This is a genomic window from Sphingobacterium faecium, assembly GCF_003054045.1.
GTDB classification, from domain to species: Bacteria; Bacteroidota; Bacteroidia; order Sphingobacteriales; family Sphingobacteriaceae; genus Sphingobacterium; species Sphingobacterium faecium.
The window spans coordinates 216,701-230,668 of the sequence record NZ_QBKH01000006.1 but is presented as its reverse complement, the minus strand read 5'-3'; the positions used below and the strand labels follow the sequence as shown (position 1 = coordinate 230,668).

At 35.7% G+C, this 13,968-nt stretch carries 12 protein-coding genes; 9 read left to right on the top strand and 3 right to left on the bottom strand.

What is annotated here, in order from left to right; translation table 11 throughout:
- Positions 1–14: 14 nt before the first annotated feature.
- Entirely contained in the window at positions 15–3,314 is a 3,300-nt protein-coding gene (locus C8N37_RS17460) for a SusC/RagA family TonB-linked outer membrane protein (protein WP_244914460.1), read from the bottom strand.
- A 138-nt stretch (positions 3,315–3,452) separates the two neighbouring features.
- Here C8N37_RS17460 and C8N37_RS17455 point away from each other — a divergent pair, with 138 nt between their 5' ends.
- The gene (locus tag C8N37_RS17455; protein ID WP_108160112.1) at positions 3,453–4,184 is read left to right on the top strand and encodes a FadR/GntR family transcriptional regulator; all 732 of its coding nucleotides are present in this window, start codon (positions 3,453–3,455) and stop codon (positions 4,182–4,184) included.
- Between the two features lie 211 nt (positions 4,185–4,395).
- Here C8N37_RS17455 and C8N37_RS17450 read toward each other — a convergent pair whose 3' ends face one another.
- Complete coding sequence (locus C8N37_RS17450; protein WP_045753998.1) at positions 4,396–4,725, bottom strand: DUF3276 family protein; 330 nt, start codon at positions 4,723–4,725, stop codon at positions 4,396–4,398.
- A 284-nt stretch (positions 4,726–5,009) separates the two neighbouring features.
- Here C8N37_RS17450 and C8N37_RS17445 point away from each other — a divergent pair, with 284 nt between their 5' ends.
- The 5 genes from C8N37_RS17445 to C8N37_RS17425 all read left to right on the top strand — a co-directional run bounded on the left by C8N37_RS17445 (position 5,010) and on the right by C8N37_RS17425 (position 10,317).
- A complete protein-coding gene (locus C8N37_RS17445) occupies positions 5,010–5,909 on the top strand; it encodes a LiaF transmembrane domain-containing protein (RefSeq protein ID WP_108160111.1) in 900 nt (299 codons plus the stop codon).
- A 2-nt stretch (positions 5,910–5,911) separates the two neighbouring features.
- Complete coding sequence (locus C8N37_RS17440; protein WP_108160110.1) at positions 5,912–6,955, top strand: sensor histidine kinase; 1,044 nt, start codon at positions 5,912–5,914, stop codon at positions 6,953–6,955.
- On the top strand, positions 6,948–7,688 hold the full coding sequence (locus tag C8N37_RS17435; RefSeq protein ID WP_108160109.1) for a LytR/AlgR family response regulator transcription factor: 741 nt from the start codon (positions 6,948–6,950) through the stop codon (positions 7,686–7,688). Before C8N37_RS17440 ends, C8N37_RS17435 begins: the two co-directional genes overlap by 8 nt.
- Before the next feature lie 36 nt (positions 7,689–7,724).
- The gene (locus C8N37_RS17430) at positions 7,725–9,155 is read left to right on the top strand and encodes a serine hydrolase domain-containing protein (RefSeq protein ID WP_108160108.1); all 1,431 of its coding nucleotides are present in this window, start codon (positions 7,725–7,727) and stop codon (positions 9,153–9,155) included.
- A 178-nt stretch (positions 9,156–9,333) separates the two neighbouring features.
- Entirely contained in the window at positions 9,334–10,317 is a 984-nt protein-coding gene (locus tag C8N37_RS17425) for a 2-hydroxyacid dehydrogenase (protein WP_108160107.1), read from the top strand.
- 123 nt (positions 10,318–10,440) lie between these two features.
- On the opposite strand, the gene C8N37_RS17420 is transcribed toward C8N37_RS17425, so the two are convergent.
- Positions 10,441–11,292 (bottom strand): mechanosensitive ion channel family protein, encoded by an 852-nt coding sequence (locus tag C8N37_RS17420; RefSeq protein ID WP_108160106.1) that lies wholly within the window; start codon positions 11,290–11,292, stop codon positions 10,441–10,443.
- 136 nt (positions 11,293–11,428) lie between these two features.
- Here C8N37_RS17420 and C8N37_RS17415 point away from each other — a divergent pair, with 136 nt between their 5' ends.
- The 3 genes from C8N37_RS17415 to C8N37_RS17405 are packed head-to-tail and all read left to right on the top strand — an operon-like array spanning position 11,429 to position 13,933.
- Positions 11,429–12,298 (top strand): helix-turn-helix domain-containing protein, encoded by an 870-nt coding sequence (locus tag C8N37_RS17415; protein WP_108160105.1) that lies wholly within the window; start codon positions 11,429–11,431, stop codon positions 12,296–12,298.
- Between the two features lie 2 nt (positions 12,299–12,300).
- Complete coding sequence (locus C8N37_RS17410) at positions 12,301–12,735, top strand: DUF983 domain-containing protein (protein WP_108160104.1); 435 nt, start codon at positions 12,301–12,303, stop codon at positions 12,733–12,735.
- Positions 12,736–12,760: 25 nt separating this feature from the next.
- Positions 12,761–13,933 carry a cysteine desulfurase family protein gene (locus C8N37_RS17405; protein ID WP_244914459.1) on the top strand — a complete coding sequence of 391 codons (1,173 nt, stop codon included), beginning with the start codon at positions 12,761–12,763 and terminating at the stop codon, positions 13,931–13,933.
- The last annotated feature ends 35 nt before the right edge of the window (positions 13,934–13,968 follow it).

The window sequence follows — 13,968 nt, the reverse complement described above, 5'->3', positions numbered from 1 at the left end:
TTCAATTAATTCAATTAAAAAGAAAGTTGAACACCCAATACATATGATCTCGGGGTCGGATATGTACCACCATACACACCAGTTCCTACATTGTTTCCATCAACTGGCGGTTCAGGCGTTGGACCAGAAAATTTAGTAATATAAAAGAGGTTATTTCCACTTACATAAATTCGAGCTCGTGAAAGAATATGTGTTTTTGAGTATAACCATTTTGGAAGATCATAGGAAAGAGTAATTTCGCGAAGCGCTAAATAATCCCCTTTCTCATAAAATCTAGAATTATTACTATTCAAATTTGGATTGCCATTATTACCCCGTGTATAATTCTGTTTTGATCCTACAACTTGATCTGCAAAGTAAACTTTTGGAATATCTGTGTCCGTATTCGTAGGAGACCATGCTTGTTTTTGTAATTCTAAATAATTAAAGGTTCCCTGATAATTACCCAATGTACGCGCAACAAGATCATTATAAATGGTATGTCCTAATGCAAATTCCCAATTGGAAAACATAGTGAATCCTTTATAACTCATATTTGTAGTAAAACCACCAGTCCACTTAGGATTGATATTTCCGATATATACTTGATCACGAGAATCGATGATATTATTACCATCAACATCGAGCCAATTGACATCGCCGGGCGTTATCCTTCCATTTTTACCTGCAGGTAGATTAGGTCCAGTGATCCCAGCAATTTGATCAGTTCTATTGCCTGCTATCTGACTTACTTCTGCATCATCTTTAAAAATAGAAACTTGTTTATAAGCATAGATATCGCCCAATGTTTGACCTTCTTGATAACCTCCTACCCATTTAACTTGACCTGAAGCTGGATCGTAAACCCGTAAACCACCCTGTCTATTATTTTCAACACCATTAAATGGAAGTTCCAAGATTTTATTTTTGACAAAAGCAGCATTAGCACCAATATTTAAATTAAATCCATCAGGATTTTTTAAAATTTGTGACTGTACCGCGACTTCAAAACCTTTATTTTGTAAAGTCCCTAAATTCGTTGTGATGTTTGGAAATCCGACGTAACTAGGCAACAACAAATTGGTTAGTAAATTACTTGTACGGCGATCGTAATAATCCAATAATACAGTAATCCGATTGTTCAATATACCCAAATCCAAACCAGCACCTGTTGTTTTACTGGTCTCCCAAGCTAAATTCTTATTTACGGGAGAAGTATTTAAATAGCCAGCCAAACCATTGTAACTGGGCTGCACGTTATATACTCCTTGTACTTGGTAGCGACCTAGACCTGCTATATTTCCATTCTCGCCATAACTTATCCGTGGTTTGAAGGTGGTTATATATTTTGAAAGAACGGATTTCTTAAAAAACTCTTCTTGATGCATATTCCATCCTGCGGATGCCCCAGGGAAAAATCCAGTACGATTTCCTTGTGCTAATATAGAAGTTCCATCTAATCGATATACAGCATTGATCAATATTCTGCCATCATAATCATATGCAAGTCGTCCCATTGAAGATATGATTCGGTACTCAGATGCATTACTGGTATTACTTCCAGCTGCGAAAACCGTAGATGCATTGACCGTAGGGATATCATCAGTAGGTGCATTTTTTCCATACACTTGCATATAGTCGGTCTTCACTTTAAAATATTCTGCTCCCACCATTGCAGAAATATTATGCTTTTCTGCAATACTTTTCGAATAATTTAAGATACCATTGAACTGCGTCTGAAAGTCTCTATTCAAATTACGAAAAGCATCTCTTGAACTACTCCCAATCGTTTGTGGATTTGAAAATATATTGGAATAAGTTTGGGTAGACATTTGGAAAGACTCATTCAACTCTTCTTTCATATAAGCATTACCTGTTGCTTTAAGATAAAGGCCTGGCAATATATCCCATTTTAAAGAAGCATTCGCCACAATACGGTTCGTTTCATTTTTACGTTTCAACCGCCCTAACCAGTAAAGTGGATTTCCATCACTGACTGAAATACCTGGATTCGGTTGTGTTTTAGCGTCATCAATCCATGGATTAAAAGTAGGCCAAATCGCTAATGTCCTATAGATCGCATTCGTTTCGGAAGATGGTGTCCCATATTGTGAAGCAGTGGAAAGTGTAACATTGGTTGATACTTCCACGTTAGGTTTCAACTTGTAAGAACCATTGATATCTCCCGTGTATCTTTTGTAGCTAGAACCAACGATCACGCCATCTTCATTATAAGCATCAAATGCTGCGAAGTATTTCCCTTTTTCATTTCCTCCCGAAACATTTACATAATGATCTTTTGTATAGGTATTTCTAAATAAGGCATCTTCCACTTCACCACCATGATCTTTATAAATGATCTGACCTCCATAGGAATCATCCACAAGCTTCCAACCCTGATTTAATAAGGGCTTCAATTCATCTGTGAATTGTTTAATATCAAATGCAGAATTGTAAGCAGGGTCTGATGAAATACCCAATCCCCTTGAGCTATTGACAGATTGCAATGAGCGCCCAGCATTTAAATAGCCTTGTCGCGTATATTGGATATAATCACCTGCATTCATATATTCATAACCTGCTCTGCGCTGGTTAAAGCCTCCGACAAATTTGTAGGATATATTAGAAGTGCCTGCCTTCCCTGTTTTAGTCGTCACCAAAAGCACTCCATTGTTTGCTCTAGCGCCATAAATAGCTGTCGCAGAAGCATCTTTCAATAAATCAATCGACTCAATGTTTTCAGAACTGATATCATTCAGATCCCGAATAACACCATCAACAATAACTAGAGGAGCTCCCGGATTATTGATAGACGCCCCACCTCTTAACTTTAACATAGGAGCTGCACCTGGTTGACCAGATTTATTAACAACCTGTAATCCTGGAATACTTCCTTGAAGTGCAGTTGCAACATTAGATCTAGGCGAATTTTGAAGCACTTCTTTATCCAATTTAGAAATAGAACCGGTTACACTTCTTCTGCTCTGTGTCCCATACCCCACCACAACAACTTCATCAATTTGTTGATTTGAAGATTCTAGCTTGATATCCAATGTCTCTCCTTGACCAACTTGTACCTCCTGAGATTTATAGCCTGTAGAAGTGATAATTAAGATTGTATTCGGATGAGTAGGTAAAATAAATGATCCATCAGCTCTAGTCTGTAAGGATTGCTTACCTCCTTTTACACTAACTGTGACATTACTGAGCACCTCTCCTGTAACGGCGTCCCTAACCTTACCTTGGATGTTTCGATCTTGTGCATGCACTAAAGCTAGATTTCCCACTAGCATAGACCAGATTAATAAATGTTTTAATTTGCGGTTTGAATACATATTGGTTATTATTAAGTATTACATAAAGCAAATTTATATAAATTAATCTATTAAAAGCAACATAAATTTAATATTATGTATAACATACTTGTTGTTATTTATATGTATATTTGCTTTTAAGCGTATACAAGCACTTTTATGAGCACAAATTCAACATTAATCAATTTTGTAAATACCATTGACACCTCATCTTTAGTTGATAAAGTGGAGAAAGAAATCATCAATTTATTTATAAGTCAGGGATTAAAAATAGGCGATGCACTTCCAAAAGAATTAGAATTGGCAGAAACTTTGGGCGTGAGCCGTACGGTAATACGGGAAGCTATGTCACGACTAAGATTAGTGGGATTAATTGAATCCAAGAAACATAGAGGGGCTGTGTTAACAAGTCCTGATTTAATCAGTCCGATGAAAAAGTCGCTTTATCCAACTATTATGGACGATAAAACATTGCGCGACTTATTTGAGATGCGATTAATCCTAGAACTCGGTATGGCCGATTTACTGTATCAACGCATCACTCCTGAAGATATTCAAGAATTAGAAGCAATTGTTTCGAAAGAATCTATGGATTTAGATAATAGTATATTTGACATTGAAATCGAAGTAGCTTTTCATGGAAAGCTATATGAAATCAGTGGCAATATCATGTTAAAGGATTTTCAGAACTTACTTTTACCTGTCTTTAAATTCGTTCACTCAAGTGGAATGTTGATTGAAAAATCAAATTCAAAAAACTTTATTTCCCATCGTGGGCTCGTAGATATTCTAAAAGTCGGTACTCCTGAAGTCTTCAGAAATGCTATGCGACAACATTTAGACAATCACTTTCAGCGCATCCAACAGTATGACAGTACGATCGTTGATTAATAAGATCTGATTAAAGCAAACTGGAAGCAAGATAAGCCGTCTCTATAGAACTGCGCCTTGCTACACCACTCGCACTTCTAAGCAGTATGTCACCTTTCATTTTTGGATAGAAAGGGGACATTTTCTGCATGATCTTCAAGGCATGCTGATTAAAAAAATAAAAAGGGCAATAATTTTCTTACGGCCCTTCTATAGTGAATTTGTAAAAATTTTAGAAAGAAAAATCATCTTTAGATGATTCACTAGCATATGCTGGGTCCTCAAAATTAGGCTCATAACGTTTTTCAACAACTTCTTGATTTGACTTGATGTATTCAACAACATCTGTCAAACCTTCTGCAAATTTTTCAAAGTCTTCTTTGTACAAGAATATTTTGTGTTTAATAAACTGTCCATCTTCAAAACGTTTTTTACTTTCAGTGATAGTAATGTAATAATCGTTAGACCGTGTAGCCTTTACATCAAAAAAATAAGTACGTTTACCTGCTCTCACTTTTTTTGAAAAAACCTCTTCTCGCTCTTTGTTTTCAAAATCTCCCATTGGTTATTATTTAAGTTTAAGTAATCTTAATCTTTGATAAATATATAATAATTAGCATGAAACTTCCAAATATTATTCGAAAAAAAATAAATATTAAGCCTGTCCTGCACTATTTTAGCATATAAGACTTTTATATTTGGATATAATATGCAATCAATCGCTTGATAAGAATATCTTTTCACCGAGGTTTTTATTACATTTACCGAATAATATTGATCGATTACCTATTTCACTTACTCAAGGTTATAAAACACCTATATCTTTGAAGTATAAATTTAAAAGTCATGGAAAAAGAGCCATTCGTACCAAAAAGCAACAACAGCAAAAATATCATAGGTGGTATCATCATACTCATTGGAATCCTATTATTGCTAAAAAATTTAAACATAGATTTCTTCTTTCCATCCTGGATATTTGGTTGGTATATGATACCGATCATTATAGGTCTAGTCATTGGTGTTAATTCCAATTTTCAGAAAAAATCCGCTGTTATATTAATAGCTGTCGGTCTAGCGTTTCTTGCAAAAAGAATTATGCACACTGATTTTGGTGGTATCATCTTTCCGATCCTGATTATCGGGTTAGGCGCATACTTTATTATGGGTAGAAAAAAGGGATTGCCCCCACTTCCTCCTACGCCACTAAGCCCTAATAGTCCACCAAAGCCCCCTGCAGATTTCGATTGGGACAAACGCGTTGTCGATCCTGCTACAGAAGGTGTTCAAGCTGAAGTTGAAGATAAAACAACAGATGAAAATTCCATTGCAAAAGATAACAGTAATCAAGGTCTGCTCAACGAGCAGACCTTCGCTGCTCCAAATTACACACAAACAGATAATAGCTTCGAGGACGTTCTTAATGTTAACTCCATATTTGCGAGCCTTAAAAAACTCATTCTCTCTAAAAATTTTAGAGGAGGAAACATTGCATGTATGTTTGGCAGTGTATCCATTGATCTAACACAAGCTGATATTACAGATGTAGCAGTTATAGATGCCTTTCAAATGTTTGGAAGTGCCAAAATTATTGTACCTGCAAATTGGACAGTATACTCCAATGTCTCTTCGGTTTTTGGAGATGTCGACGACCGACGTTTCAACGTAGGGCTCACAAGAGACCCCGCAAAAAAATTATATATTACAGGTACTTGTCTTTTTGGGAATTTGACCATTAGAAATGCCTAGCCATGAAGGATAAACTGTTATTGCAGAATAAAAATCGACTCATTTTAATCATTTGTTTAAGCATATTGCTTGGCTACTTTGTCATGCAATATGCTTTGATGTATAGATCTGGATTTCCTAGTGATATAACTATTAAAGACTCCATTATCAATAGCCTGATGATGATGCTCTGTTGCTATGCCATTTCTACCACTTTGAATTACTATATCCCCAAACCCAATCAGATTTGGAAAGTACTGATTATCGGATTTATCATGAGTGGTATTAGCATCCTAGGCAGTCGCCTGGTTGTCCAATATTATCTACCAAAAGAGCATTTAAAGATCTATGATCTGATTATTCCCTACCGTTACATTGTCAATTTTCTGATTCTGACTTCTGTAGCAATTTTCATTATTGTATGGAATATACAAGAAGAGTATATTTCGAATATCAAAAGAAAACAAGATTCGGAGAATCAATTGCGCGAAGCTGAATTATACAACCTGAGACAGCAACTACAACCTCATTTTCTCTTCAATAGCCTAAATTCTATTATTGCATTAATTGGTAGTAAACCCGAAGAGGCTCGCAATATGACTTTTCAATTATCTGATTTTTTGAGGGGTACACTTCGTAAAGAAAACAATCAATTAATTGTTTTACAAGAAGAGTTAAACCATCTGGAATTATACTTGGACATTGAAAAAGTAAGATTTGGTCACCGCCTTTATATACATATTGATCATGATCAAGATGTCTTATCAACTAAAATACCAGCCATGATTTTACAGCCACTAGTTGAAAATGCGATTAAACATGGACTATATAACGTTACTGAAAATGTAACCATTAACATCAAATGTTTCTTAGACAATAAGATGTTACACGTTTCCATAGAAAATCCGTTCGACCCAAGTGAAGCTATCCAATCAAAAGGAACAGGATTTGGACTTACCAGTATTGAAAGACGTTTATTTTTACTTTTCGGTCGAAATGATCTTCTGACAACCCAAAGTGAAAACAATATATTTACCAGTAGTATCAAAATACCGCAATATGATTAAAGTTATCCTTATTGATGATGAACCCTTAGCGCGTTCTATCTTAGTAGAATACCTCAGCCAGGACCCATCAGTTTCTATTGTTGCTGAATGTGGAGATGGATTTGAAGGAGTAAAGGCAATACAGCAGCATCAACCTGACCTGCTATTTCTAGATGTTCAGATGCCAAAATTGACCGGTTTTGAAATGCTGGAATTGGTAGAAAATCCACCTGCAGTCATATTTACAACAGCATTTGACGATTATGCATTAAAAGCATTCGAAAAAAATGCGATTGATTATTTGATGAAACCAATTTCACCAAATCGATTTAAGCAGGCATTCGAAAAGTTTAAGTTAAATTTTGCTAAACCTGCTGCCGAACCGACACCCAATTATGAAGCTGTTATTCATCAAGAAGAATCCAAATTAGACCGCATCGTAGTGAAAACTGGAACCCAAATTAAAATAATACCAGTTCCACAAATCAAATATTTGGAAGCTTACGATGACTATGTAAAAATTCATACCCCAGATGGCTTATTTCTAAAAAATAAAACAATGGCTTTTTTTGAAAAACATCTAGATGAACAAACATTTGTCAGAATTCATCGCTCCTATATCATCAAAGTTGATCAATTAGCGCGTATAGAACCTTGGGAGAAGGACAGTTTTGTAGCCATTTTAATCACAGGTGAAAAACTAAATATCAGTAAATCCGGATATGCCAGATTAAAACAAATGATTGGCATATAGATAAAGTTTATGTAAATTTGCAGCAGTATATTCATTATGAAAAATTTTATTGCTGCACTTTTACTCAGTAGTTCATTGTCTGCTGTTGCTCAACATTCTAATCAAGAACAAATAAATCATACATTCTATAATAAAATAGAATTTTTTATCAATTCACAACAGACAGATTCCATTTATAGTTTAGCCAATGATGGATTTAAAAAAGCAGTACCTTACTCTTCATTAAAAAACCTATTAGATCGTGAAATCTATCCTTTAGGAAGGATCCAACATGCTGAAAAAATAAACTTTAAGAATGGTATTAGCGAGTATCGTATAGATTTTGCAAAAGAATCCTTTCGAGTTCCTTTTGGTGTAGATAGCACTTTTCATTACCATACATTAGGTTTCTACCCTTCTGTCAAACCAGTTGCAGAAAAGAAGGAACCTGTATTGACCAATACTGTTGTCGAAAATAAAATTGATTTTTTCATTGATTCGGCAGCGAATGTGTATACGAAAAAAGGAAACACACAATCTTTAGCCATTGGTATCATTAAGGACGGCCAGCTCAACACCTACTTCTATGGCGAAACTGAAAAGGGAAATAAGACCCTGCCAACCAGTTCGACACTTTATGAAATAGGATCTCTTTCCAAGATTTTCACAGCGACACTCCTTGCTAATTTTGTTGAAAATGAAACATTAAGTCTCGATCAATCGATCGTTGATTTTTTACCAGATTCGTTAAAAACAAATCCTAGTTTACAAAAAATTACCTTCAAAACTTTAGCTAATCATACCTCAGGTTTACCTCGATTACCAAGTAATCTGGATAAAACCAAAAATTTTGACCCCAATAATCCTTATAAAGATTATGATAGAAAGTATTTATATCAATTCCTATCAACATTCAAAGCAACATATGAAAGCGGTGAAAAATATGAATATAGCAACTTAGGTTATGCTTTACTTGGAGACATTTTAACATCATTAAATAAAAAGAGCTATAACACCAATATTCAGGAGATTATAGCCAAGCCTTTAGGCTTAACAGCTACATCGGATATGCTCAATCCGAAAACACAATACCTTCCAAAGGTATATAATAGCAATGGTGAAGAAACTAAAGCTTGGGATTTTCAAATCTTTAGTGCTGCTGGTGGTTTAAAATCTACGGTAACAGATCTACTCAACTTTGCTCAAGTACAATTCAAAATGCCTCAAACGCAACTTGAAAATGCAATGGCGCTGACACGTCAATTTACTTATTTCATACCACCCAATACCGACATTGGTTTAGCATGGCACATGGATTTATTGGACGATATCACGTATTATTTCCATACAGGTGGAACAGGAGGAAGCAGTTCATTCATAGCCATCGCTCCAGACAAAAAAACAGCAGTAGTTTTACTTTCCAATGCTGCAGAATCGGTAGAAAATACCGGAATATCGATCTTCCATTTTCTATTATCTCAAAAATAATCCATCGATCATACTGCTACTCAGGGAACATATTAAATTATATGTTCCCTATTTTTTTATTTCCCGTATTCCATAATTCTGGATGGTAGACGAAATATTGGTCATTTGTTTAGTATATAATTATCTCATATAAAACAAATTTACCTAAGTTTGGTTATATTAATTTGATGATACGAGTATGAAAGTTTTTATATGCAGAACAATTCCCCAGAAAGCTATTGATAGTTTACAACAGGCTGGTTTTGATATCACCTATCGTACTGAACCAGGAAATATTGATCAATCCGATTTAATCGAGGCCTGTCAAAAGGTCGATTATCTCTTTGCCGCAGGGCACAATCTCTTGGATGAGAAGTTTTTTAATGCGTGTAGCCATCTCAAAGGAATTGCATTGATGAGCGCAGGATATGATAGCGTTGATCTTCATCAAGCTACCAAACAAGGTATACCAGTGAGCAATACTGCCGACGTCTTATCCAACGCAACAGCGGATATCGCTTTCTTATTGATGTTGGCCGTATCACGAAAAGCTTTTTATATGTACCGAAAAATCATCAGCGATGAATGGAAAAATTTTGAATTGACTGAACACCTGGGTATAGAATTATATGGTAAGACTTTAGGTATATTTGGATTAGGACGTATCGGATTTGAACTTGCCCGCAAAGCGAAAGCAGCCTATAATATGAATATCATTTATCACAATAGGCATCCAAATCAGAATGCGAATAGATTACTTGATGCTACATACGTTAATTACGATGAATTGCTGACGCAGAGTGATGTACTATCGGTGCATGCCAATCTTTCTGCGGAAACGAAAGAGAAATTTAATAAAGATGCCTTCAAAAGAATGAAAAATACAGCAATTTTCATCAATACAGCACGAGGAGGATTACATCATGAACAAGATCTTTACACTGCATTAAAAAATGAAGAGATATGGGGAGCAGGTTTAGATGTGACAAATCCAGAACCGATGAATGCCGATAATCCGTTGCTAAACTTGTCCAACGTGGCCGTGCTACCCCACATTGGATCCGCAACAGTCGAAGCAAGAGATAACATGGCTCTGATGGCAGCTAATAATTTAATAGCACTAAAAAATCAAATCAAAATGCCACAAATATTAAATAACGAGATCTATGAAAATAATATATAAATTGATCAATAAAGTCAATAAACTGATTTTACCAAGATATGCTAAAAAGGACCCTACAAAACTAAAAAAGTACCAACAAGCTATTTTAGCCTATCGGTACTTCATCTTAATCCGATCCTTAGATTAAGATTTCATAATACGGTCTTGTCCCCCATTTGGATCCGAAATAATACGCATCTCGGTCTGCGGATACGGGATACTAATATTATTTTTATCCAAAGCAATTTTAATAGCCTCTTGATTTTCGTTATTTGCAGGCCAAAAATCTTCTTTTTTTGTCCATGCACGTATGGTCAAATTAACAGAACTATCTCCCAATCCTTTTACAAACACCTCTACAGCAGGTGTTTTTAGAACACGAGGATCAGCATGAAGCACATTCATAATGATTTCGCGAGCTTCTTTAATATTAGCATCGTACGAGATACCTACAGTATACTCAAAACGTCGGTTGGTAATTTTTGTGAAATTTTGAATAACGGAGTTTGCTAAAGGGCCATTTGGACTAAATACACGAACACCATCTCCGGCAATTAAAGTCGTATATAAGATATCTATTCGTTCCACAGTCCCCGAAGTGCCATTATTACTGCTCATATAATCTCCGACTTCAAACGGTCTAAATAAAAGGATCAATACCCCACCAGCAAAATTACTTAAGCTACCCTGTAAAGCTAAACCTGCTGCTAGACCAAATGCAGATAATGCTGCAATAAACGACGTTGTTTGGATCCCCATCGTACTTGCTACCGTCAAGAATAATAATGCGTAAAACACAACGCGCAATATACTCATCACAAAACCTCGAATTGATAAGTCTACATGACGCTTCTCAAATCGCCTACTGATGAGGTTCAGTAAAAACTTGACAAGGTAACTTCCAATGATCAATATAATAATCCCTGTAATAATACTTGGTACCTTTAAAAGTACAACTTCTAATAACGTGTCCAGACTGGTTTCTAATCTATTCATGTGTAATCTGCTTTTGTTTCCTATAAATATAACAATTGGGTCACAAATTGACAATAAATTTATCAATCGTTGAAAAACACCATTAAATCGATAATTAAATCAGTCGCATATATTATATTTGAAGTAAATTTGTAGTGTGATAAAGAAAAGTACCATACCCGTATTAGACAACTGTTCCATCAACAATGATTCGAGCAGTCTGTTATTTGTAGATCATCTTGCTGATTATATCGCAAAACATCACAATATGGTATTTCCGCATAAACACAATTTCTACCATTTTGTGCTGTTTACGAAAGGCTCAGGAAATCATTTGATCGATTTTGAAAAACATGAAATAGAACCCTATCAAATCTACTTTATGGCACCAGGGCAAGTCCATACTTGGAATTTCAATGGGGACGAAAAAGGCTTTGTTGTCAATTTTGATCCAGAATATTTTCAATCCTTTTTATTAAGGACTGATTACTTAAATCGTTTCTCGTTTTTAAGTGGTCAAAACGATCAGATTGTTTTTACTATACCAGACACTTATCAACAAGATGCCTTAACTATGTTTGAAGCATTTTACGAAACGAGTAAAAATCCAATTGCTACAGATTTAATTCGTGTGAGCCTGCTGCAACTCTTACTTTGGATTGAGTCATGGCATGGCACAAAAACAGAAAAAACAAGTAATCCTTATAATTACACCATTTTCCATAATTATCAACGATTAGTGGAAAAAAATTTTAAAGAAATCAGATTGCCAAAAGCATATGCAGAACAATTATTTATTACTCCCAATCATTTGAACGCCATTTGCAAGTCTTACATTGGAAGTGCCGCAGGAGAGATAATCAGGGAGCGTGTATTACTTGAAGCAAAAAGGTTATTGGTCAATAAAAATCTCAATATTAATGAGATCGCCATCGAGTTGAATTTTAATGACAACTCTTATTTTACTAAATTTTTTAAAAAAGCTACTGGATTAACACCCGATGAATTCAGAAAAAACAACAGTTAGATATGAAAGAGCAGGAAACTACCTACGAATTATCAGAATTTAAAGCCGCCAGCAAAGCATTGTGCCCTCGTTGTAGAAAAGGTAAAATATTCACTGGGAATACTTACGGTTTTAAAACTCAAAAAATGAATACGCATTGTGATTACTGTGGTCTACGTTACGAACGTGAACCTGGTTATTTTTATGTATCGATGTTTGTTAGTTATGCATTTACAGTAGCTGAAATGATTACAGCTTGTGTTGCTGCCTATGTGATAACCGGCAATGACAATTCATTTTGGCTATACTCGATTGTAGCCCTATTAACAGTTTTTATACTAAGCCCTTTCAATTACCGATATTCGAGAGTTGTATTGATGTATTGGTTGAGTCCAGGATTAAATTACAATCCCAACATCAAACAAAAAGAAATCAATCCGACGTCAAGGACTTTATAAACAAGATAATTTCTACCTTTATATCATGAAGGATTTGATTTATCTTGATAATAATGCTACTACTAGAATTATGGATGATGTATGGGAGACCATGGTACCCTATTTCATCCATAATTATGCAAACGCATCCAGCCTGTATCACAGTATGGGACGCGAAGCCAACGCTGCTGTTGAAAAAGCCCGCATTCAAGTTGCCCAAGCGCTCAATTGCCAAACAAAAGAAGTTTTTTTCAATTCAGGCGCAACCGAATCTATCAATACGGTGCTAAAGGGAATCTATAAAAACTATCAATCCAAAGGAAAACATATCATCACCGTTAAGACAGAGCATAAAGCTGTTTTGACGACCTTACAAGATCTTGAAAAAGAAGGCGCTTTAGTCACCTATCTAGAGGTAGACCACACCGGAAAAATAGATCTTAGTATGTTAGAAAAGCATATAACGCCACAGACTATATTAGTATGCATCATGGCCGCAAACAATGAAACAGGCTATATACACCCGATTGATGAAATTTCAGCCATCTGCAACAGGAAAGATTGTCTATATTTTTGTGATGCAACACAATACATCGGAAAATTCCAACTCGATCTTGCCCAAACCCCTATTGATATATTGTGTTTAAGCGCGCACAAGCTGCACGGTCCCAAAGGCATCGGAGCACTATTTATTCGTCGTAAAAGCAAACCGATACAAATAAGTGCATTAATCGCGGGCGGAGGACAAGAGCATGGGTTTCGAGCAGGAACATACAATGTTCCCAACATCGTTGGCTTAGGAGCAGCAATGGTACATATACCACATGATGATGCGATCATGCAATTGAGAAATGATCTAGAAAATGCTTTAAGCGCAATACCTGAAGTATATATCCATGCAAAAGAAGTTTCACGACTGCCCAATACGACATCGATCTGTTTCAGACATATATTAGCGAGTGAACTTATGACCCATTGCCCGCAACTCGCCTTGTCTTCAGGCTCTGCATGTGTGAGCGGCACCAGAGACCCCTCGCATGTACTGCTCGCTATGGGTATTTCAAAAGAAGATGCATTAGCAACAGTAAGATTCAGCCTAAGTCGATTGACAACAAAACAAGAAATCTACACCACCATTATCTTAATAACAGCAGCAGTAAAAAAAATTAGAGAACACTCTCCAATCTGGCAACTCTTTCAAGCTGGTCTTATTACTTAATTATTACATTTGCGAACAGATTTATATTGGAATTA